Annotated in this window: 8 protein-coding genes; all 8 read right to left on the bottom strand. The window is 69.0% G+C overall.

Translation table 11 applies throughout. The annotated features are described in order from the left end of the window. Nucleotides 1–9: 9 nt before the first annotated feature. The 8 genes from HUA78_RS00195 to HUA78_RS00160 all read right to left on the bottom strand — a co-directional run bounded on the left by HUA78_RS00195 (nt 10) and on the right by HUA78_RS00160 (nt 23,225). Nucleotides 10–6,507: a type I polyketide synthase gene (locus HUA78_RS00195; protein ID WP_174475422.1), complete on the bottom strand. Its 6,498-nt coding sequence runs from the start codon at nt 6,505–6,507 to the stop codon at nt 10–12. Further along, nucleotides 6,508–15,333 carry a non-ribosomal peptide synthetase/type I polyketide synthase gene (locus HUA78_RS00190; RefSeq protein ID WP_174475421.1) on the bottom strand — a complete coding sequence of 2,942 codons (8,826 nt, stop codon included), beginning with the start codon at nt 15,331–15,333 and terminating at the stop codon, nt 6,508–6,510. Then, nucleotides 15,330–16,493 (bottom strand): zinc-binding alcohol dehydrogenase family protein, encoded by a 1,164-nt coding sequence (locus HUA78_RS00185; RefSeq protein ID WP_174475420.1) that lies wholly within the window; start codon nt 16,491–16,493, stop codon nt 15,330–15,332. Before HUA78_RS00185 ends, HUA78_RS00190 begins: the two co-directional genes overlap by 4 nt. A gap of 30 nt (nt 16,494–16,523) precedes the next feature. Then, nucleotides 16,524–18,344 (bottom strand): condensation domain-containing protein, encoded by a 1,821-nt coding sequence (locus HUA78_RS00180; protein WP_174475419.1) that lies wholly within the window; start codon nt 18,342–18,344, stop codon nt 16,524–16,526. Continuing rightward, a complete protein-coding gene (locus tag HUA78_RS46100) occupies nt 18,344–18,643 on the bottom strand; it encodes an acyl carrier protein (RefSeq protein ID WP_141642387.1) in 300 nt (99 codons plus the stop codon). Before HUA78_RS46100 ends, HUA78_RS00180 begins: the two co-directional genes overlap by 1 nt. An 82-nt stretch (nt 18,644–18,725) precedes the next feature. Continuing rightward, on the bottom strand, nt 18,726–20,300 hold the full coding sequence (locus HUA78_RS00170; RefSeq protein ID WP_174453632.1) for an amino acid adenylation domain-containing protein: 1,575 nt from the start codon (nt 20,298–20,300) through the stop codon (nt 18,726–18,728). 15 nt (nt 20,301–20,315) lie between these two features. After that, nucleotides 20,316–21,461, bottom strand: coding sequence for an acyl-CoA dehydrogenase family protein (locus tag HUA78_RS00165; protein ID WP_174453633.1), 1,146 nt, complete (start codon nt 21,459–21,461; stop codon nt 20,316–20,318). A 6-nt stretch (nt 21,462–21,467) separates the two neighbouring features. Further along, nucleotides 21,468–23,225 (bottom strand): B12-binding domain-containing radical SAM protein, encoded by a 1,758-nt coding sequence (locus tag HUA78_RS00160; RefSeq protein ID WP_141642384.1) that lies wholly within the window; start codon nt 23,223–23,225, stop codon nt 21,468–21,470. Between the last annotated feature and the right edge of the window lie 149 nt (nt 23,226–23,374).

Raw genomic sequence — 23,374 nt, 5'->3', positions numbered from 1 at the left:
GGGTCTGCCTCAACGGGAAACGAGTTGGAACTCATGGGTGATGAGCGCCTCCAGCTCCTGGTCCGACATGCCCTGAATCTCCTGGGCGTGCGGAATGGGAGGTGGGGACGAGGAGGGCGGGAGGTGCGGAGTCGCCACGGGCTCGGGTGGTGGGAGCACTCCCAGCACGTCGCGTCCCAGGTGCTCCACCAGCGCGTCGATGCGTGGGAAGTCGAAGACGAGCGTCGAGCGCAGCGGGCGCTCGAGGCTCGTGGACAGCCGGTTTTTCAGCTCGACCGCCGTGAGCGAGTCCATGCCCAGGTCGAACAGGCGGTGGTCTCCATCGACGGCGTCCAGGCTGCTCATCCCCAGCACGCGCGCGAGCTGGCTCCGGACGTGCTCGTCCAGCAGCACCCGTCGCTCGTGCACGGAGGCGACCTGGAGGCGTGCCAGCAGGCCCTCTCGCGCTGGCTGCTCCGGCTCCGCCTTCGTCTCGGCGAGCAGTCGCGACAGATAGGGACTGGCGCCGACCTTCCGTGCGAACTCCGACCAGACGATGGGCATGACACCCAGCTGCGCGGCCCCGGACGCGAGGATGCGTTCGAGCAGCTCCAGGCCTCGCTCGGGGCTGATGGTGCTCATGCCCAGCTCGCCCATGCGCGTGCCCGCCTCCGCGCGGTTCGCGGCGCCGACTCCCTCCCACGCGCCCCAGGCGATGCAGGTGCAAGGCAGTCCGAGGGCCTGGCGATGGTGGGCCAAGGCATCGAGGAAGGTGTTGGCGGCCGTGTGGTTCGCCTGTCCCCAGGCTCCCAGCAGCGACGTCGCCGAGCCGTAGATGACGAAGAGGTCGAGGGGCTTTGTCCGGGTGAGCACATGGAGGTTCCAGGCTCCGTCGACCTTCGGCGCGAGCACCGTGGCGAAGCGCTCCCAGCTCAGTCCCGAGAGGACGCCATCCTCCAGCACACCCGCGGAGTGGAAGACGCCTCGCAGCGGCGGAAGGCGCCGCTCCAGCTCGGCCAGTGCCTGTGTGAGCGACTCTTCGCGCGAGACGTCGCACGGCAGGGCCAGCACGGTGGCTCCTCGCGCCGTGAGCTCCGCCATCGCCGTCCGGGCTTCGGGTCCCGGCGGCCTGCGCGAGAGGAGCGCGAGGTGGCGTGCTCCCCGCTCAACGAGCCAGCGTGCCGTCAGCAGACCCAGTCCACCGAGCCCACCCGTGATGAGGTACGTGGCATCGGGGCGGATGGAGACGGTGTGCGTTGGCGCGAGCTGGCCGGCGCGCACGAGGCGGGCCACCCTGCGCTCCGCGCCTCTCAGCGCGAACTCCTGCTCGTCGCTCGGGTCCAGCACCGCGTCGAGCAACGCCTCGGGCTCGGAGGTCGTCGGCGTGTCTTCCAGGTCGATGATGCGGCAGCGCAGCTCCGGATGCTCACGGGCAATCACGCGGGCCAGCCCCCAGAGCGTCGACTGCGCCACCCCTGGCACCGCGCCGCCCGCGGGCTGGGCTCCTCTCGTGATGAGCGTCAGGGGTGGAGGCGGTGACTGCGTTCCCTGCGTGAGCGCCTGGACGCACTGCAAGACGCTGCCGCAGCCTGCCTTCGAGGCTTCGCGCAGTTGTTGCGTGGACAGGTGGGCGGCGGACGTTCCATCCAGCGACCACAGGTGGATGACGCCCCGAACGTTGGCGACCTTGGCTTGGAACAGGGCAAGGGAGGCGGCGGAACGAGGGTCGATGTCGGACCCCGTCTCGTGAACGAGGAAGCACTCGCCTCCCTGGGCCTGGAGCTGATGGGCCAGCGCCTGACCCACGCCCCCTCGGTCCGCGAGGATGAGCCATGCTCCGGCCGCGCGAGTCTCCTTCGGAGTTCGAGGCGTCTGCGCGACGATGACGGCCTGCTGTCCCAGGAGGGGCGGAAGAGTGTCGCTCGGAGATGCGATGTCCGCGTGAGCGAAGCCTTCTTCATCGAGCACTTCACACCAACGTGCTGGTGGCAGAAGCGGGCAGTCGGTGCGCAGGGCGGTGTCCTCGAAGCGCCACCAGCCGTCCGTGAGCCCGAAGGTGAGGTCCACCCAGCGCAGCGCGACGGTCCCTTCCAGCAGGACAAGTGTGCCTCCCGGTGCCAACAGCTCGCGAAGGTTGCGCAGGGTTCGTCGCGCATCCCGCGTCGCGTGCACCACGTTCGATGCGAGCACCAGGTCGAAGCGCTTGTTGCCGACCGGAGTCCGCTCGACGTCCAGCACCTCGTAACGGACGAAGGGAAAGTCCGTGAAGCGCTCCGCTGCCCGCTCCGTGAAGAACGCGGAGACATCCGTGAAGAGGTAGTCGCTCCGCTCGGCGGGAAGTCGCGGCAGTACCCAGGCCGTGGTTTCACCTGTCCCCGCGCCGACCTCCAGGATGCGCAGCCGACGCTCGGGTGGTGCGCCCGCGAGCGCGCGCGTGACGACCTGCTGCGCGACGGTGTTCATCATTCGGATGACCGGAGTGCCTCGGTAGAGTTCCGCCACCGCGTCTGGATTGCCATCGGGGAAGAGCAGCTCGAGCGCGTCGCGCTCTCCACGAAGCACGGCCGCGAGCTCCATTCCGCAGCGCTCCAGCATCGCGAGCTGGGCCCGTGTGGAAGACGAGTCCTCCTCGGAGATGGGCAGTTGCTCCGCTCGTGCGTGCGGGAGCTCCTGGAGGACATGCCAGCCCTCGTTGGTGCGCTCCAGGATGCCTTCCTCGGAGAGAATGGCGAGCAGTCGCCCGAGCAGTCGCTGATGGGGCGGGGCGACCCGGAGCCGCTCCGCCAGCTCGCGGGTGCTGAAGCGCTGGCCGGGCCCGAAGCCCGCTCCCAGCCGGTGGAACGCGGCGAGGATGTAGCCGAGGCTCGCGGCTTCGAGGCGCCCAAGGACCGCCGTGTACCGCGTGACGTCGTCCTCGGGGATGATGGAGCCCAAGCCCTCGCGCACGGCGTCACCGAGGATGCGCGGCGCGGGGATGAAGTCGGCTTCGGCGTCGACCTGGGGCGCAAGAGGCCAGTCGACTGTGTAGAGCCAGTCGGAGGCGGGCTGTCCTCCCAGGAAGGCCTCGCGCCGTGCGAGGCGCAGCTCCAGGCCCTCGACGACGACGAGCACCCGGCCGTCTTCCGCGCGGAGGCACGCGTCGACCTGGAGGCGACCCTTTCCGAGAGAGGGGCGCTCTTGCGTCTCGCAGAAGGCGGCTTCGCGGGGTGCCTCGTGGACCGTCAGTCGCTCCAGGCCCACGGGCAGCCACGCCTCGCCCTCCACTGCGTCACCGAAACCGACACTCAGCGCCTGGAGACAGGCATCCAGCAGGGCAGGGTGCAGGACGTAGTTCCCCGCTCGATTCGGAAGGACGACATGCGCACCCCCTCCGCGCTCGGTGCGCCAGAGCGACTGGATGGAACGGAAGAGTGGGCCGAGCGCCAGGCCATGCTCGCGGGTCCGCTGGTAATGGGACTCGACGGAGAGCAGGGCTTCTCGCGCGGGAGGAACGACGACAGTGGCCTCGGGGCGGCGCGTGTCCTCGCGACGAACCTTGCACGTGACGTGGATGCGCCACGCACCCTCGGCTCGGCTGAAGATGCGCACCCCACGACGCCCCGGACCTTCGGGCGCGAGCACGGTGTGCACCACGATGGTGCCCTCTTCGGGAAGCAAGAGCGGCTGGGAGAGCTCCAGCGCCTCCACGCGCAGGGCTCCCTCGCCAAGAGTCCTCTGTCCGGCCGCGAGCGCCAGCTCGATGAAGGCCGTGGCGGGGACCACCGCGCGCCCGAAGACGCGATGCTGTCCCAGCAGTGGTGGCGAGGCAGGTCCCAGGTGTGCCTCGAAGTGGGCGTCCTCAGGACCCTGCACGGGTGAGTGCAGCCGATGTCCCAACAGGGGATGCGTCGTCGTTGCCGCGCTGGAGGCTGGCGTGCGGCCGGACCGGAACTGGAAGGTCTCCTCCTTGAGCCAGTAGCGGCGGCGCTCGAAGGGGTACGTCGGCAGGGTGATTCGGCTCCGGGCTCCACGGGCTTCGAGCCCCGCCCACCGCACGGGCGCGCCGCGCACATGAAGCCGCGCCAGTGTCTCCATGAGTCCGCGTGAATCGGACGAGCCTTTCAGCAGGCTGGGCAGGTACAGGCCCCCGTCGTTTGGCAGGTTGCTCTTCGCCAGGTCGAGCAGCGCCGACCCCGGGCCCACCTCCAGGAAGACCTCGCAGCCGGTGGCACGAAGCGCGCGCATTCCGTCCGCGAAGCGCACCGGGCTGCGCACGTGCCCGACCCAGTGGTCAGGTCGAGTGACCTCCGAGCCCATGGCCCGGCCCGTCACGCTGGAGATGAAGGTGACCCGAGGGTCCGTCGTCCGAAGCCTCGCGGCGACGGCTCCGAGGCCCTGCAGCATCGGCTCCATCAGCGGGGAGTGGAACGCCTGAGACACGTCGAGGAGCCGGGACCCGGTGCCTTCCGCGAAGATGGCGGCCATATGCCCCTCGTCCATGAGGGACTGCATGATCCGGCCTCGCTCTGCGACGAGCGTCAGCCCGTCCTCCAGCGAGAAGACTCCGGCGGCACACGCCGCGGCGAGCTCACCGACGCTGTGACCCATGACCGCCGCGGGCTCGATGCCGAAGGACTTCCACAGCTCGACCAGCGCGTACTGGAGCGCGAAGAGCGCGGGCTGCGCGTAGGCGGTTCGGGACAGCGGCGCGGACCCCGCGTCCTCGTCGAAGAGCACCGAGAGGAGGGAGCGCTCCATGCGCGACGCGAGGACGGCGTCACAGCGCTCCAGCGCCTCGCGGAAGCGCGGCTCGGAGGCGAACAACTCCTTGCCCATTCCCGCGTACTGGGCGCCTTGGCCGCTGAAGAGGAAGGCGATGCGCGGAGGCTCGTCCGGGACGACTCCTCGGATGACGGACTCCCTGTGCTGGAGCTGGCTCGTGAACTCCCCGGTGTTCCGGGCGATGAACGCGGCACGGTGACGGAAGTGGGTGCGTCCGCTGTTCGCGGTGGCGGCCACCTGGGCGAGCGGCAGCTCAGGATGCCGAGCGAGGTGTCGGTGATACTGCTCGACCTGAGCTTCAAGGGCCTCCGGTGAGGCGCCAGACAGCGTCAGGAGCGTCCAGGGGCGCTCGGGAGCGGTGAACTGTTCATCTCGGGCGGGGGCCTGTTCCACGATGACGTGGGCGTTCGTTCCCGAGAAGCCGAAGGAGCTGACTCCACCGATGCGCCGGCCATCGATGAGCGGCCAGGGAGTCGGCTCCGTCACGACGCGCACCCCGAGGGAGTCCCAGGCAATGCGCGGGTTGGGCGTGGTGAAGTGGAGGTGGGGCGGGAGGGTGCCGTCCTCAAGCGCGAGCACCAGCTTCATCAAGCCCGCGATGCCGGCCGCTGCCTCCAGATGCCCGATGTTGGGCTTCACGGAGCCAATCAACAGAGGGGCTTCTGGCGCGCGCCCCGTCGACAGCACGGCGCCCAGGGCCTCCACCTCGATGGGGTCTCCGAGCGAGGTGCCCGTGCCATGTGCCTCGACGAAGCCGACCTGCTTCGGTGCGAGGTCGGCCTGCTCCAGGGCCCGGCGGATGACCGCCTCCTGCGCGGAGCCGTTCGGCACGGTGAGTCCCGCGCTGCGACCGTCCTGGTTGACCGCCGAGCCTCGGATGACCGCGAGGATTCGATGGCCTGCTCGCTGAGCGTCGGACAGTCGCTCGAGCACGACCACTCCGCAGCCCTCTCCCCGCACCACTCCATCCGCAGCCGCGTCGAACGTCTTGCAGCGCCCGTCCGGCGCGAGCATGCGCGTGCGCGACTCAATCATCGCGAGGATGGGTGCGAGCATCAGACTCACGCCGCCCGCGAGCGCCAGGTTGCACTCGCCCAAGCGCAGTGACTGACAGGCGAGGTGGACCGCGACCAGGGACGACGAGCAGGCTGTGTCCACCGAGAGCGCGGGCCCTCGCAAGCCAAGGACATACGAGAGTCGCCCCGCCGCCACGCTCAGCGCCGTGCCCGAGCCCGTGTAGGCGTCGATGGACTCCGGCGCGCTCGTGGACATCTCGAAGTAGTCGTGACTGGCGACGCCCACCATCACCCCGGTCGCGCTTCCCATCAGCGAGTCCGGTGCCACACCTGCTCGCTCCAGCGCCTCCCAGCTCACTTCGAGCAGCAGCCGTTGCTGCGGGTCCATCCGCGCGGCCTCGCGTGGGCTGATGCCGAAGAAGGCCGCGTCGAAATGGTCTGGCTGGTCGATGAAGCAGCCCTTGCGCGCGGTCAGGGCACCTTGCGCATCCGGATCCGGGTCATGGAGCGCTTCCGCATCCCAGCGCTCGACGGGCACGTCGCGCACGGCGTCGCGCCCCGAGGCCAGCAGCTCACGAAAGGCTTCGGGACTCGTGGCCCCTCCGGGGAAGCGGCAGCTCATTCCGATGATGGCAATGGGCTCGCGCTGGCCTCGCTCCAGGGTGCGGAGCTTGGACTCCGTTTCCTCCAGCTTGCGCAGTGCGCGCCGCAGGAGGGCTTCCTGACCGCCACTGGGAATTGATGTGCTCATCTAGCCCATGTCCTCGAGCTTTCGCTCCAACCGGCGGACCACTTCGTCGAGCGGCAACTCCTCGCCGGCTGCCTCCTGTGAGCGGGGTGTCGCCGAGGCGAGTCGCAGTACTTCGGTGGCGAGATACGTGGAGAGTTGGTCGACGCTCGGGTGTTTGAAAACCACGACGGATGGCAGCGTGCAGGGCAGCGAGGCCTGGAGGCGGTTGCGAATCTCCAACGAGCCGAGCGAGTCCAGGCCGAGGTCGAACAATCCCCGGTCGACGCCGACGGCGGACGGAGTCAGGCCCAGGACCGCGGCCACCTGCTCACGCACGTGGGCGCGCAGGAGCGGTTGTTGCTCCGACGCTGGCGCGGCCTCGATTCGCTGGCGGAAGCCTTGCTGCGCGGCGCCGCTCTTCCGGAGGGAGTCACCTCGGCTGACAAGCTCCATGAGGAACGTGGAGGACGCAGTGCCGCTGATTTGCTTCCAGTCGATGGGCACGACGGCGATGTTGGGACGAGCGTGGGCCCACAGTCGGTGCAGCGCGGTGAGGCCGTGCATGGGTGAGAGCAGGCCGAGTCCCTGTCTGCGCAGACGCTCCGCGAAGACGTCGCTCGCGGCCGTGCCCTCTCCGGACCACGGGCCCCAGGCGATGCTCAGACCCGGCAATCCGAGCGAGCGGCGGTGTCGCGCGAGGCCATCCAGGAAGGCATTCGCCGCGGCGTAGTTCGCCTGTCCCGCATTCCCGAGCAGGGAGGACACGGAGGAGAACAGGACGAAGAAGTCGAGCGCGTGTCCCCGGGTCGCGGTGTGGAGGTTCCAGGCTCCCTGGACCTTGGGAGCAAGGACCTGGGCGAAGGACTCCCACGACTGTGTCCGCAGAGGCCCATCGTGGACGGCGCCCGCCGCATGTACGACGCCTCGAAGTGGCGGAAGCAAGTGGCGCACCTCGTCGAGCGCCGCGCTCACGCTCTCCGAACGGCTCACATCCGCTTCGAGGCAGAGGATGCGCGCGCCCGCGGACCGGAGCGCGGCGATTCCCGCGTCATCATCGGAGGGCACGTGTCTGCCCAGGAGGGCCAGGGAGCGCGCGCCCCGGTCGACCATCGACTGCGCGACGAGACGACCCAGGCGCCCGAAGCCTCCGGTGATGAGGTAGGTGGCATCGGGACGCAGAGCGCCCTCCGCGCGAGATGCCTCCGCGACGCGCAGCCGTGCGACCTGTCGTGACCCACCTTCGAGCCGGACCTGCGCCTCCTGGCTCTCACAGCGAAGCTCCGCGAGGAGTTCGCGGCTCGCCTCGGGCCCTGTTGAGGGCGCGAGGTCTACCCGCCGACAGCCAAGCTCCGGATGCTCCAGGGCGATGACCTGCCCCAGTCCCCACAGCAGCGAGCCAGTGCCAGGGTTGCCTTCCTGGACTCCTCGCGTGACGAGCTGGAGGGCCGGAGGAGGTTCGTTCCGCGCGACCAACGCCTGGACGAGATGGAGCACGCCGCCACAGGTCCGGTGAAGGTCCTCACCCAGTGTCTCCGTTTGGAGTGCCTGATCGGGCGGCGCGTCGAGCGAGCCCAGGTGGATGACCTGACGCAACGGTCGCTCTTCGTGAGCCAGCTCCGCCAGCAACCTCGTCAAGTGCTCTGGGTTCGTGGGGTCGAGCTGGAAGCGATGGGCTTCCTGTCGCTCGTAGTGTGGGCCGGCGCGGGCGATGACGCAGGCGTCTCGTCCATCCTCTTCCACGCGTGCACGAAGGGCTTCGGCGACACCCTGTTCGTCCGCGATGAGGAGCCATGTCGAGGGGCGATGGGTGACCTCGCCGACGGGACGAGGTTGCTCGCGCCAGGCGGGCTCATAGAGCGCGTCCTCGAGCCCCGGCCGTGCGCCTTGGAGGAAGGCCTCTCCTCGGACGCGCTTGAGCTCGAAGCCCTCGACGCGGAGCACTTCGTCGCCTGTCTCGTCGTAGACGAAGACGTCCGTCAGGAGTGGCGAGCGGGGGATGACACGACTCACCAGCCTGTTGGGCAGTGACGCTCGGTGGACGCGCACCCGGCCGAAGCTCGCGGGCAGCATCCATTCGCCTTCCTTCAGCTCCGGGCCCACCGCGCCGATGAGCTGGAGGCATGCATCGAGCACGGCGGGATGGACGTGATGGGGCTTGGGCTCGTCGCGCAGTTGCTCCGGGACTTCGATGCGTGCGCAGGCTCCGGCGTCGTCACTCCACAGCTCGACGAGGCCTCGGAACGACTCTCCGAACTCCGCCCCGAGCTTTCGGGCCCGCGTGTAGTGCGCTTCTCCAGGCTGCGTCCCGAGGCCGGAAGGCTGAAGGAGTGAGGCTTCGAGCCGTGTCGGCACCAGGGTCTCGGCGCCTGTCGGCCGGACCTTGCCGGAGGCATGGCGTATCCACCGCGACTCTCCCTCATGGGTCTCCTCGCGTCGGAAGACCTCGATGGAGAGCACCTGCTCGCTCGTGGTTCGCACCACGGTCTGGAGGGTGACTTCACCTTGCTCCGGCAGGATGAGGGCCTGTTCGAGCGCCAGGTCCTCGACGACGAGGGCTTGATTCGGAAGGGCGACCGCGCCGGCCGCGAGGGCCAGCTCCAGATACGCCGTGCCGGGTAGCAGGGCCGTTCCGAGCGCGCGGTGGTCGCCCAGATAGGAGGGCGAGGTGGCACCGACTCGCGACTCGAACAACAGCTCTCCCGGCTGCAGGGTCGCCGCCGCCACGCGTGCTCCGAGCAGCGGATGTGTGGTCCGGGTGTCGTCGCGGCGCGCGGTGCTGCGGGGACCGGCCTCGTCGGACCAGAACCGCTGTCGCTCGAACGGGTACGTGGGAAGCGCCACGCGTCGGCGTGCCTCCGCCTGCTCGTAGCCGCGCCAGCTCACCGGTGCGCCGTGCGTGTAGAGCGCCGCCAGGCACTCCAGCAACTGGTGCCAGTCTTCATGTCCCTTGCGCAGGCTCGACAACCACTGTGCCTGGGCCACGGGCAGACACTCGCGCCCCATCCAGACCAGGGTCGGCTTCGGGCCGATCTCCAGGAACACCTGCGTCCCCTGTTCGGCCAGGGTCCGCATCCCCTCCGCGAGTTGCACGGGCTCACGCAGGTGCCGCACCCAGTACTCGGGCGTCGCGACCTCTGCTCCCGCGAGCCGGCCCGTCAGGTTCGAGATGAGGGCCCGCGTGGGCGAACGGTAGGTGACCGTCCGCGCGACCTTCTCGAAGGCCGGCAGCATGGGGTCCATCAGGTGCGAGTGGGCCGCACGCGAGGCCTCCAGCTTCTTGACCTCGATGCCCTGCGCCACCAGCTCGTCCGTGAGCTGCCGCACGGCGGGTCCTTCACCGGAAACGACCACGTTCTGGGGCGCGTTGATAGAGCCGATGGACGCGCGTCCACCATGCTTCGTCAGGGCTTCGCGGACGCGAGCCTCATCCGCGAGGACGACGATGGTCTCGCCCTCCAGCGCGAGCTGCTCCATGAGCCGTCCGCGCGCTGAGACCAGTCGCACGGCATCTTCCAGCGAGAAGACACCCGCGTTCATCGCGGCGACGTACTCGCCCAGGCTGTGTCCCAGGACGGCGTCAGGCTCGATGCCCCACGAGCGCCACAGCTCCGTCAGCGCGTACTCCACCGCGAAGATGGCGGGCTGGGCGTAGGCCAGCTCCGTGAGTCGGTGGGACTCGCTCCCGTACAGCACCGCGAGCAGAGGTGTTTCGAGTTCCGTGCGAAGCAGCGCCGCCACTCGCTCCAGGGCCTCGCGGAACACGGGACTCGCGTCATGGAGCGCTCGCCCCATGCCCTCGTACTGCGCTCCGTGGCCGGTGAAGAGGAACGCGACGCGAGGGGGTTGCTCGGCCTGGGCCTGACCTCGGGACACACCCGGTGCCAGGGCCCCATCGAGGCTCGCTCGCAGTCGCTCCCGCAGCTCCTCGGCGGTGCGTCCCACGACGGCCAGTCGATGGGAGAAGTGCGACCGGACCAGGCCCGCCGTGTAGCAGATATCCGCGAGCTCGGAGTCCGAGGCGCTCGCGAGGAAGCTCTCGAAGCGTCTGCCCAGGGCTTCGAGTGCGCGAGGACTGCGCGCTGAAAGCGGCAGCACATGGACGGGGCGTCGGGACGGCGAGGTGTCACGCCTGGGCGCTGCTTCAAGCACGACGTGCGCGTTCGTCCCGCCCACGCCGAATGAACTCACACCCGCGCGACGCGGATGCGGACCCTCCGGCCACGGCTGGAGCCGCGCGTTGACGTAGAACGGGGTCTGCTCGAAGCCGATGGCGGGATTCGGGCGCTCGAAGTGGAGGGTGGGCGGGATGAGCCCTCGCTCCACGGTCAGCGCGGCCTTGATGAGCCCCGCCACACCCGCCGCGGTGTCCAGGTGGCCGAAGTTGGACTTGGCCGAGCCCACCACGCAGAAGCCCTTCGCCGGAGTTCCCAGCCGGAAGGCCTGGGTGAGCGCGGCGATCTCCATCGGGTCTCCGAGCGGCGTCCCCGTGCCGTGCGCCTCGATGTAGCCGACCGTCTCCGGAGGGATGCCCGCCATCGCCTGGGCGCGAGCAATCACCTCCGCCTGTCCGTCGCGATTCGGCGCGGAGAAGCCGACCTTGTCTCCGCCGTCGTTGTTCACCGCCGCGCCGAGGATGACGGCGTGGATGGCGTCACCGTCGGCGAGCGCCTCGTCGAGCCGCTTGAGCACCACGACCCCCGCGCCACTCGCGGGGAGGATGCCTTGCGCCTGGGAGTCGAAGGGGCGGCAGTGGCCGTCAGGGGAGAACATCCCCGAGCCGGGCTCCGCGAGATATCCCAGGTGGTGGGGCACCTTGATGGAGACGCCGCCCGCGAGGGCCATCTCGCAGTCACGGTTCCACAGGGACTGGCAGGCGAGCGTCACCGCGACGAGCGACGTCGAGCAGGCCGTCTGCAGCGTGATGCTGGGGCCCGTGAGGTTGAGCTTGTAGGAGACCTGTGTGGCGACGAAGTCCTTGTCGTTGCCGAACAGCCGCTGGAAGTAGGGCAGGGGCTGGGTGAGGTCGAGCTCGGGATAGATGTAATTGCTCAGGCTCTTGCCGGCGAAGACGCCGACCTTCTTCCCTGTCGCGTCAGGGCGGTAGCCCGCGCGCTCCAGTGACTCCCACACGCATTCGAGGAACAGCCGTTGCTGCGGGTCGGTGAGCAGCGCCTCGCGAGCGGTGAGCCCGAAGAAGTCCGCGTCGAAGCCGGCGATGTCGTCGAGGACGGCGCCCGCCTTCACGTAGTGCGGATTGCCAATCATCTCCCGGGCAAGGCCCTGCGCCCGCAACTCCTCGTCCGTGAAGAAGCGCACCGACTCGACGCCCTCGACGAGGTTCTTCCAGTACGCCTCCACATCAGGCGCGCCCGGGAGCCGTGCGCTCATGCCGATGATGGCGATGGGGCTTCGCTCGAGGGTGTCCGCGCGGGCCTGGGTCACCCGCTCGGAGGGGGCGCCGGAGTCTCCGCGTCGCACCCGTCCCAGGTGCGCGGCCAGCGCGGCGAGGTTCGCGTTCTGGAACAGCTCCACGGTGGGGATGTCGGCGCCCAGCTCCTGTCGGATGCGGGCGTTGATGCGGACCAGGTGGACGGAGTTGGCGCCCAGCTCGAAGAAGTTCTTCCTCCGCTCCACCTCTGGGAGTTGAAGGACGTCGCGGACGATGGCGGCCAGTGCGGCCTCGGCTTCGTGCGCGGGCGCTCCGTCATCGATACGCGATTCGGTGAGGACTCGCAGGGCCTCCGGCCTGGGCAGTGCGGCGCGGTCCACCTTGCCCGTGGGGCCGAGTGGGAGCTGCTCCAGGAACACCACGATGGAGGGGACCATGTGGTCCGCGAGGCGCTCCCCGAGGAAGCGTCGCAACGGCTCCTGAGACAGCATGGCCCCTGCGCGCCGCACCACGTAGGCGAGGAGGCGAGGCGCGTGGCGGTCTCCATCCGCCACGACGACAGCGGCGGAGACTTCCGGGTGGAGTCGGAGCGCGGCCTCGATTTCACCGGGCTCGACGCGATGGCCGAGGATGGAGAGCTGGAAGTCCACGCGGCCCAGAATCTCGACGGTGCCGTCTGGCAGCAGGCGTCCCAGGTCGCCCGTGCGGTACAGGCGCTCGCCCGTCACGGGGTGGGTGACGAACCGCTCTCTCGTGCGGGCCTCGTTGCGCCAGTAGCCCTGGGCCACGCCGACGCCCGAGCAGCACAGCTCTCCGGGGACCCACAGGGGACGCTCCCTGAGCGTCTCGTCCATGACGTGGTAGCGAGTGTCCGCGATGGGCCGGCCGTAGGGGATGCTCTTCCAGTCGGGGTCGACCTTCCCGATGGGGAACCAGATGTTCCAGAGGCTCGTCTCGGTGGGCCCACCCACGCTGACGGGTTGCACACCCGGCACGAGCGCGCGGAGTCGCTCGGGCAGGCCCAGGGGAATCCAATCGCCGCCCATGAAGGCGAGGCGCAGCGCGGGAGCGAGCGGCTCGGGACGCCCGCTGGCGTGCGCCAGGAGCATCTCCATCATTCCAGGGACGGAGTTCCAGACGGTGATGCGCTCGGTGCGCAGAAGCTCTGCCCAGCGCGCGGGCTCCTTCCGCGCCGTGGCCTCGCAGAAGACGATGGCGCCGCCCGCCGACAGCATCCCGAACACGTCGAACATCGACATGTCGTGGTGCAGGGCCGTCAGCGCCAGGACCCGGTCCTCTGGACCGATGGAGAACTCGCGCAGCGTCTCATCGAGCGCATGCACGAGCCCTCGGTGCGCGAGCATCACTCCACCGGGGCGGCCCGTGGAGCCGGACGTGTAGATGATAACCGCGAGGTCATCCGCGCCCTGAACCGGAGCCTCTGGCAACGCAAGGCCGGAGGTCGGCTCCAGGGGCTCCACCGTGAAGCGTCGTGGGGTGGAGGGCCATTCGAGGCGCGGCTCCAGCCATGGCTGGGTGACGAGGTGCTCACAGGTGCTGTCCTCGAGGAGTTGCTTCAGTCGCTCCCCGGGAACACCCGCGTCGATGGGGAGATAGGGCGCGCCGGCGATGGAGCAGGCGAGGGCGGCCACCACCTGCTCCCAGCCCTTCTCCATCACCACGGCCACGGGGTGGTTCTTCCGCGCGCCCGCCTGGGTGAGCGCGTGGGCGAGCGCGGTGCTCCTCTGCAGCAGCTCGCCGTAGCTCAGTGTGCGCCCGGGGGCGATGACCGCGGGCCGGTCGGGTTGTGCGGTGGCCTGCTCCACGAAGCGCGAGTGCAACAGGCGTTCGGAGCGTTCGCCGTCACGCCGTGGTCCGGCCGCGACCTGGGGCGTGGACAGGCGAAGGGGCTTTTCGTGGACGACGTCGGGCTCGTCCACGAGCCGGTCGATGAGCCGCTGGTAGGACGCGAACATCGCGTCGAGGAGGCCCGGAGCGAACAGCTCATCCGCGGCGTCCCAGTTGTAGAACACGCCGCCGTCCTGGAAGACGAGCTGGTGGTCAATCCACACCTGCGGCGTCTGCGTGACGGAGTGGACGACACGGCCGAAGGCGCGGCCCAGGTGGTCCACCCAGCAGGAGTCCCAGCCCTCGACGCCGCTGGCGAAGCTGGTGAGCACCACGGGCATCAACGCGCCGCTGATCTTCCCGCGCTCGCGGAACATCTGGCGGAGGATCTCCACCCCGCCGATGTAGCGGTGCTCCAAGTCCCTGAAGAGCTGCTCCTGGAGCGCTCGGGCCCGCTGCTGGAAGGTGCCGCCCGCGCGGTGGTCCACCTCGACGAGCAGGAACGAGGAGAAGGTCCCCACCATCTTCCCCACGTCCTCGTGCAGGGGAAGTCGGTTGTAGAGCGGCACGTTGAGCGTGAAGTGCGGGCTCTTGCTGAAGTGGGCGATGACCTCCGCGTAGCAGGCGAGCAGCAGCCCCGTGGGCGTGAGCTGAAGCTCGCGTGCGCGCTCCACCAGGCGCTCCCAACGTGCTCGCTCGATGCGGGCTTCACGGCGCACGAAGTGCGGATGACGGGGCGCACCCACCTGCTGGACCCTGGGCAGGTCGGGCGCGGGGGGCAGGGTGGCAATCCTTCCGCGCCAGTAATCCACCGAGCGACGGTAGAGCTCCGTCTCCTGGAGGGCGCGGGTGGCCAGGACGTAGTCGCGGAACGACTGGCCATGCTCGCGCGGGTCCAGCGTCGCGTCCGGGTCGGCATAGAGTTGGATGAGCTCCCGGAAGAGGACCTGTACGCTCCACGAGTCGACGAAGGTGCAGTCGATGCTGAAGTAGAGCCGGTGGCCCTCCTCCAGCCGCACCGCGCGAATCTCGAACAGGGGCCAGGTGTCGAGCGGCAGGATTTGCTGCGCCAGCCGCTCTCGGTGGGCGTCCAGGCGGCGCTGACGTTCCTCCGGGGACAGCGCGCGGTAGTCCTCGACGGCCACTTCGTAGTCGGGGACGTCGCGGAGGATGCGCTGCGTCCCGTCGGGCAGGGCGACGGCGCGGAGCATCTCGTGGCGTTGGATGAGGCGTCGCCACGCTTCACCGAAGCGCGCGGGGTCCAGCGTCTCGCTGTCTATCTCGACGTAGACGTGGATGGCCGCGCCCAGCTCGAAGTCGCCGCCACGGCCGACCCAGTAGGCCTGCTGGATGTCGGTGAGCGGGAAGGGCTCGTTCCGTTCCTCGGGGCGGCAGATGAGCGCGGGCAGCTCCGCCGCGCGTGCATCCCCCATGCTGTCGTCGAGCAGCGCGATGAGCTCCGCCTTGCGTGCGGAGAGTTCCGCGCGCAGGTCGGCGGTGAGCGCGCCTTCCGGTGCATCCACCGCGAGCCTTCCGCCCTCCACCCAGAGACGAATCCCCAGGTCGAAGAGGCGCGTGAGCAGTGCCGTCACCCCGCTGTCCCGACTCAAGTCTTCCCCTCCTCGTTGATGGTGAAGCAGGGGAAGTAGTTGGTGTGACCGGCGCGGTACGCCTCCGCCAGCTCGGGCAGCTCGTCGAAGGTGTGGATGCGCGGGCCGACGTCGGGCATCCAGCCGTGGGCCTCTCCGAAGGCCACCGCGTCCACGCCCTCCTGATAGCGCGCGTAGTGGGTGTGGACGTGCTGATGCCGGGTGATGCACTCGCGGGCGCGCAAGAGGGAGATGGACATGCCTTCCTTCCAGCCGGCGGTGGCAATCACACCCTGTCGGGCCAGGGCCTTGATGGTGGCCCGGTAGACGGGCGTGCCGATGTAGTCGAGGAACAGGTGGACCATCTCTCCGTCGGTGCGACGAGAGACCTCCGCGAGGAACCCGGCCTCCGCGGCCTGATAGCGGGCGCGGTAATCCGGGTCGGAATCCCAGCGCTCCGGCTCGTAGCTCAAGCCGCTGAAGGCGCGCCGGTCGATGACCTCCAGGCCCGCTCCTCGAATCTCATCCAGGTGCCGGTGCGCGCCGGACAGCATGACGACGCGGCAGCCCTGGAGTCTGGCGAGCGCCAGCTCCGCGAGCGTCGTTCCTCCGCCCCAACCCCAGACATGCGGCGACGGGCACTCCTGCTCCGTCATCTGGGTTCGGAAGACCGCCGAAGCGACGCGCCAGTTCGCCCACGCGGTGACATAGCGGACGCTGAACGCCGCCCACTGCGCCAGCGAGTGCCGTGTGTTCTCCGGAATGGGAATGACCTGCCGGCCCTTGAGCTTCATCAGCATGGCCATGCAGCCCATCTGTCGCGGGGCCTCGTAGCCCAGGGCCTTCACGGTGTAGCCGTAGGCATCCGTCTCCCCGCTCGGGAACATCATCGCGAGCTGGCCGCCCTGGACCTGGGTGACACCCCTGCCTGTCTCGAGCACCCGGACGACGCCCGCGTTGCCGAGCACGATCTCCTGCTCCTGGCGGACCTTGCAGATGTCGATGGGCTTTCGTTCGAGTGCGTGCTCGTTGTTTCCCTCCCAGCAGCCGTAGAGCGGCGCCGCGAGGACCTCGTCTTCCTGGATGGCGTCGACGGTGACGCGCGTGCGCGTCAGTCGGGCGCGCCGTGGCTCATCGGTGCCACCCTCGCGGATGACCCAGGCGTCGGCTTGATAGCTCATGTTTGGAATCCCCCTGTGCGCGTGGTGTGGCTACAGCGTGAGAAGCTCTCGTCGCCCACCGACCGCGGGGGCTCGGGGCTCCGTCAACTGCGCGCGCAGCCACCGCGTGAGCAGCTCATCCGCCAGCACGTCCACGCTCGTCGCCTCGAAGAAGTGGGAGACGGGCATGTCGATGGACAGCTCGGTGCGGATTCGTCCCGTCAGCTCGATGAGCCGGAGCGAGTCGAGCGCGAGCTCCTGGAGGGATTGGAACGCGACGTCCGGCGTCTGTCCCCGGAGCGCGACGCGGATGACCGTGCCCCGCAGGTAATCCCTCATCAGGGCCCGGCGCTGCTCCGGCCTGGCCGCCCCCAGCGCCGCGAGCACGTCCGTGGACGGTGGCGGAAGCGGGGCCCGTGAGGGCTCCGGGGTGATGGGCTCCGGCGGCGCGTCGGCGCGGGGCACGACGAGGTCGGGAAGGAAGGCCGAGAGCGCCTGCCCCGGCGCGGACACGGCCCGGCTCAGGATGGTCTCGAAGTCGCGGAGCAGCCTCGCCGCCTCGTCGGTCTCGAAGCGCTGGCGAGAGAACTTGAGCGTGCCCGAGATGACGCCTTTCTCCTCGTGAAGCGCGAGGAACAGGTCGAAGTCACATGTGCCGCCCTCGAACTCGACGGGAGCGACGTCGAGCTTCGTGAGCTGGAGCGGGTAGCGAGGGGTGTTCTCGAAGGCGAAGAGGGCCTGGGACAATGGCTCTCCGCCCAGGTCGACTCCGTCGAGGAGCTGCACGGGGAGGTCCTGGTGCGCCAGCGCGCCCGCCACGACACCGCGCACCTGCTCCAGCAGTTGCTGGAAGCTCGGGTCCCCGCGCAGGTCCGCCGGCAACACCAGCAGGTTGACGAAGTAGCCGATGAGGCGCTCGGTCTCCGCCTGTGGCCGATTGGCGATGGGGCTGCACACGAAGTGCCGCTCCTGCCCACCGGAGTGCCGATGCAGCAGGACGTGGAACGCGGCGAGCAGCACCATGTAGATGGTGGCGCCCGCTTCCCGGGTGAACTGGAGGATGGCGTTGGAGAGCTCCGGGGAGAGCGTGATGGGCAGTCGTCCCAGCTCGCGCAGGCCCGGTGCGGTCACGTTGCCAGCCCGCGTCCGCGAGGCGAGGCGGGGGCCGTGCAGCCGTTCGTTCAGGTGCTCCCGCCAGTACGCCTGAAGCGCTTCGCGAGCGCTGCCCTGGAGCCACTTGCGCTGCCAGAGCGCATGGTCCGTGCAACGCACGTCCAGCTCCGGCAGGGGCGCGGGGCCCCCTTCGTGGAAGGCCGTGTACAGCTCCGAGAGGTCCCGGAAGAGCACGTCCTGGGACCAGCCGTCGTAGATGATGTGGTGGAAGTTGAGCAGGAGGACATGCTCCCGCGCGCCCAGGACGAACAGCGTCGCGCGGAACAGGGCCTCCCGGTGGAGGTCGAACGGGCGCCAGGCCTCCCGACTCAGCGCCTCTCTCAGCCGGGCCTCTTGTTGCTCGGGCCGTTGTGCCTCGTCGCGCAGGCTGACGGTGGGGAGCACGAAGGCGCCGGGCGCGCGGACGCGCTGGACGACCTTGCCACGGCTGGAGTCGAACGAGGTTCGCAGGGACTCGTGCCGGTGTTCGAGCGCCTCCAGGGCCAGACGCAGCGCTCGCCAGTCCAGCGGACCGGAGAGACGGAAGGCCACGGGCAGGTGGTACGCCGAGCCGCCCGGGTTCGCCTGGTCCAGGTACCACAGGCGCTCCTGCTGAAAGGACGCGGGCGGGTCCTCGATGTGCTCGCGCAGAACCAGCGGTGGAGCTTCCGAGCGCAGCGCATGCAGCTGCTGGAAGGCCCTCCAGATGTCCGGATGCATCAGTCGGTCTCCTGCCCGTCACGGCCGCGAAGCCGCGTGACGGTGAACGCCCGGATGGCCTGGAGGCTGCGGAAGTTCTCCATCACGATGTCGGGCGGACTGACGGAAATCTCGAACCGCTGCTCCAGGAAGTTGACGAGGCGGAAGATGCCCATCGAGTCGATGACTCCGCGCGCGATGAGGCTGTCGTCATCAGCCAGTCCGGAGTCCTTGGTCCGGAAGAGGAACTCCTGGTCGATGTGGGCGCGGATGATTTGCGCGACCTGCTCTTCGGTGTAGCTCGCCACTGTCTCGTTCACGGACGCTCACTCCGGCTTCAGGGAATACGAATCCCCTCGGGTCGGTGACCCGATGAGGCAAACACTGTCTTCGAGAGAGGGCTCACACGAGCTGTCGTGCCTGCTCCTGGAGCCGGACCTTGTCTTTCTTTCCTGTCGTCGTCTTCGGCAGGGCGTCACACGCGTCGATGCGCGTGGGGACCATGTAGCGGGGAAGGTAGTTGGCGCAGTGCTGTCGCAGGTCCTGCGGGCTGGTGCTCGCGTTGTCGCGCAGCACGACGAACGCGCGCAGCTCATTGCCCGTGAGATCGTCCGGGAGTGTCAGCGCCGCGCTCTCCTCGACATCCGGATGGCGCAGGAGCACCTCTTCCACGGCGCTCAGTTCGATGCGGTGACCCCGGACCTTGACCATGTCATCCCTGCGGCCCAGGAAGCACAGCGCGCCGCCGCTCTCCCGGATGACGCGGTCTCCGGTCCGATAGGCGAAGGCGTGGCCCGGAATGGGCCCGAGCACCTGACGTGTGCGCTCCTCCATGCCCCAGTACCCGCTCATCAGCGTGGGGCCCGCGACGCACAGCTCTCCTTCTTCTCCATCTCCCGCGAGGATGCCGTCATCGCGGATGACGAAGACCTCGTCCCCACAGCAGACCTGGCCAATGGGCAGGGGCTCGGAGCGCGCGAGGTCCGCGGGGGTGACGAGGTGGAATGTGCAGACGTTCGTCTCGGTGGGGCCGTAGAGGTTGAGGTAGCGCGGCCTGGGCAGGGTGAGGACGAGCTGGCGCAGATACTTGAGCGGGAAGACCTCACCGGCGAAGAGCACGGTGCGCAGGTTCGGAAAGCCGTGCCGCGACAGCTCGCCCCGGGCCACCAACTGCGTGAGCACCGAGGGCACCGAGTACCAGATGGCGATGTGCTTGTACGCGATGAAGTCCGCCAGCTCGCGAGGGAAGACGGAGAGCGAGGTGGGGACGAGCACGAGTGTCGCGGCGCCCTTCGCGGTCGCGAAGACGTCGAAGACCGACAGGTCGAAGTGGAGGGGTGCGTGGCTGGAGACGCGGTCCCCGGGGCGCACTCCCGCGACGTTGAAGGCCCAGTCGACGAAGGCGTGCCCGGCGCGGTGGCTGAGCATGACCCCCTTGGGCTGCCCCGTGGAGCCGGAGGTGTAGAGGATGTACGCGAGGTCCTCGGGGGAGGACTCGGCGAGCGGCTCCACCGGGGCGCTGGACTGGGCTCGCACGTCGGCCCAGGTGAGCGTCACCGGGGCGCCCGGTTCCTGGGGGAGGCGGAGCGTGTTCGTCGGGCGGGCCTCCACCAGGATGATGCAGCGCAGACTCTCCACGGCGCGCAGGGAGGCATGCCAGGTGGGGATGGTAATGACGCCCGAGAGCGCGCAGTCCCGGGCGATGAAATTCAGCCGCCACTCGGGCGAGGCGGGGTCGATGGGGACGTAGGCGGCACCGGCCTTCAGGATGCCGAAGAGACCGATGATGGCTTCGAGGGACTTGTCGAGGTGCAGGCCCACGCGGTCGCCCCGGCCGATGCCCTGGTTCCTGAGCGTGCGGGCCATCTGATTCGACGCCGCCTCGAGCTCTTCGTAGGAGTAGGTCCGCTCTCCGTCGATGACGGCGATCCGGGCGGAGTGGGCCCTGGCGCTGTCTTCAAGATACTGGAACAACATGGCTGTGGTTCTCCGTCACAGGCCCATGGAGCGGGCCACGAGCTCTCGCTGGAGCTCCGAGGTGCCGGAGAAAATCCGGCTCCCCAATGCGTCACGCACTTCCCGCTCCAACTCCGTCTCGGTGAGGTAGCCCAGCCCGCCGTGGAGCTGCACCGCCTCCATGCTCGTCTGGACCCAGGACTCGCTGACGTGGAGCTTGACGAGGGAGGCCTCGAACATGGCCGAGCGGCCCTGCTGCTTGAGCCAGGCGAAGCGGTACAAGAGGCCCCGCGCCGTCTCCAGCCGCAGCTTCATCTCCACCAGCTTGCTGGAGATGGCCTGGAAGCCACCGATGGGCCTGCCGAACTGCTGGCGCTCACGGGCGCGGCGGATGCAACGCTCCAGCGTGCGCTCCATCGCCCCCAGCGCGGGCGCGAGGATGAGGCCGCGCTCGTACTCCATCATCTGCGAGAAGAGGGCAAGCCCGCCGCCCTCTTCACCCAGGCGGTTGCTCGCGGGGACCTCGCAGTCGTCGAGCCGCAGCTCGCCCATGCTCGCCGTGCGCAGGCCCATCTTCGGGACGGTGCGCTCCACGTGGAGCCCGGGCTGGCCCTTCTCCACGAGGAAGGCCGTCAGGCCGTCGCGTCCCCGTGAGGCGTCCACGGTGGCGAAGACGAGCAGGAGGTCCGCCACGGGGCCGTTGGTGACGAAGACCTTGCGCCCCTGGAGGACGTAGCCTTCGCCCTTGCGCGTGGCGGTGGTCTGCAGGGCGGCGACGTCGGAGCCGGCCTCGGGCTCCGTCATGGCGTGGCCCCCCAGCATCTCTCCGCGCGCGAGCGCCGGCAGGTAGCGCTCCTTCTGCGCCTCCGTGCCGAAGAGCAGGATGGGGAGCGCACAGGCCCACAGGTGGGCGCCCAGCGCGAAGAGCAGCCCGTTGTCGGCGCAGCCGTACCCGAGCCCCTCCAGCGCCTGGGCGGTGATGGGCACCGGGTGCTCCGCGCCGCCATACCGGCGCGGAATGGGAAAGCCCGCGGCGCCGAAGCTGGCGAGCCGGTGCCACCCTTCGCGGTTGAAGGTGCCCTCGGCGTCGAGGGTGACGACGTCGAAGTCGAGGCGCTCGCGGCCGAAGGCGACCGCCGCGGCCTTCATCCGACGCTCGTCGGGTGTCCACGCGAAGTCCATGACGGCTCAGCCTCCGCTTCCCGTGAGCGCGGGCACGGGAGCCCGTGGACGCGGTGACATGACCTGGGCGAGCAGCTCCGGGGGGACGGTGAAGTCGTCGAACCAGCGGCCTCCGAAGGGGCGCTGGATGGGGATGATTTGATCGCTGGAGTAGGAGAGGACGCGGCGGTTGTAGGAGCGGATGACGTCGCGCAGGGACGAGGGCAGGGCGCCATCCAGGGTGATGGCGCGCTCCATGTCCGCGAGCAGCTCCTGGGTGTCGGAGATGGCGGTGAGGATGCTCTGGCTGATGGCGCGAGGGAGGACTCCCGCCTGGCCCTTGGCGCGAACGAGCGCGGCGACGGCGCTGTACGTCGTGTCCTGGAGCTGCTTGCGGGACAGCCAGCGCGTCTCGTAGTTGAGGCGCCGGTGCCAGAGCGGCTCCACCATGGCCTGACGGTGCTCTTCCAGGGTGCGGTGGAAGATTCGGTAGCCGTGCTGCTCGGGCTCGACGAAGAAGCGCGAGCCCGGGTCGAGGAAGGGGACCATGGGGCACAAAAGCGGCAGGACGCGCTGGCCCTGGAACTTCTCCATCAGCCGGATGCTGTAGTCCACCGTGTCGAAGATGGACTGCGGCGTCTGCTGGGGCATGCCGATGAAGAACCAGATCATGACGCCGGCGATGCCCGCGTCGAGGGCGCGAGGAATCCACGCCTCCATCTGCTCCATGGTGTACGTGCCGCGCCCGGCGAGCTTGCTGATGACCGGGTCATGCGACTCGGGGGACAGCATGATGTACGACTGGCTCGACTCCCCCATCTTCTTCAGCGTCTCGTCCGGGGTGAGGTGGAACTGCTCGACGAAGAGCTGGCGGTAGCCGCTCTGCTTCACGGCGTCGAGGTACTCGTGGAATCGCGGACGCGTCTCCGAGTAGCACTGGAGCGCGTAGATGCCCGTGGTCGCCGCTGCGGGGCCCATGGACTTCAGCTCGTCGACGATGCGCGAGTGGTCCTTGGAGATGAGCGTCTTCTTGACGCCCATGATGTTGCGATAGGCGGACCGCGAGCCGCCGCACCAGGGACAGTCATAGGCGCAGCCGGTGTTGGGCAGCGTCATGATGAGCTTGGTGGTCGCGACGTCGTCCACGGCGTCGCGGTAGTAGGACCAGTCGACCGTGGCGTCGTTGTAGTTCGTCGCGGGCTTGTGGCTGAAGCCGGTGCGTTCCACCTGCTGGGTGCGGCGCTTGTAGAGGAGGTTGGGGATGTCCACGAGGCGCCGCTCGCCGGACTTGATGGTCTCCACCAGGCGTCGGACGGGTTCCAGCGTGTCGTAGCCCTGCACGACGATGTCGATCTCCGGATACTGGATGAGCTGCTCCGCGTAGAACGTCGCGGAGATGCCACCGCAGATGATGACCGCGTCGGGGTGGACGAGCTTGATGCGCTTGGCCAGCTCGATGGTGCCGTGGCACTGCGCCATCCAGTGCAGGTCCAACCCGAAGACCGGGGCCTCGAGCCGCCCGAGCAACTGGTCCACGTCGAGCTCGGGGTGCTTGAGCATGAGCGCCGCGACGTTGACGATCTTCACCGACAGGTCGTGCTTGCGCAGGTGCTCCTGCATGGAGAAGAACCCGATGGGGTACATCTCGTAGATGGACGTGACGTTGACGCTGTCCGAGTCGCTGAGATAGGCGAACAGCAGGTCGTCGCGCTCACGAAAGTCATACACGCTGGGCGCGTGCAGGAGAAAGAGGTCTGCTCGTAGCGTACTGGACGACGTGCTCATGAGCAGCGTTCTCCGGGGGTGGAGCTGCGATGAAGCCTGTCTTTGAACGCCGCCGAGAATGGACGGGTGACCGGTGAAAGTCGTTCGTCCCCGGGTCTGGGACGTGCGCTTCCTTCAGGACAGTGAATTCCGGAATTCTCGCTGAATCT

This window comes from Myxococcus sp. CA033, assembly GCF_013336625.1.
In the GTDB taxonomy this organism is placed as follows: domain Bacteria; phylum Myxococcota; class Myxococcia; order Myxococcales; family Myxococcaceae; genus Myxococcus; species Myxococcus llanfairpwllgwyngyllgogerychwyrndrobwllllantysiliogogogochensis.
The sequence above is the reverse complement of the archived record's forward strand: the minus strand, read 5'-3'. Positions and strand labels throughout refer to the sequence as shown.

Excerpts from the sequence above, each read along its gene's own strand:
- HUA78_RS00170 (WP_174453632.1), bottom strand. The coding sequence starts at position 20,300 with ATGTTGTTCCAGTATCTTGAAGACAGCGCCAGGGCCCACTCCGCCCGG.
- HUA78_RS00165 (WP_174453633.1), bottom strand. The coding sequence starts at position 21,461 with ATGGACTTCGCGTGGACACCCGACGAGCGTCGGATGAAGGCCGCGGCG.
- HUA78_RS00195 (WP_174475422.1), bottom strand. The coding sequence starts at position 6,507 with ATGAGCACATCAATTCCCAGTGGCGGTCAGGAAGCCCTCCTGCGGCGC.
- HUA78_RS00185 (WP_174475420.1), bottom strand. The coding sequence starts at position 16,493 with ATGAGCTATCAAGCCGACGCCTGGGTCATCCGCGAGGGTGGCACCGAT.
- HUA78_RS00180 (WP_174475419.1), bottom strand. The coding sequence starts at position 18,344 with ATGCATCCGGACATCTGGAGGGCCTTCCAGCAGCTGCATGCGCTGCGC.
- HUA78_RS00160 (WP_141642384.1), bottom strand. The coding sequence starts at position 23,225 with ATGAGCACGTCGTCCAGTACGCTACGAGCAGACCTCTTTCTCCTGCAC.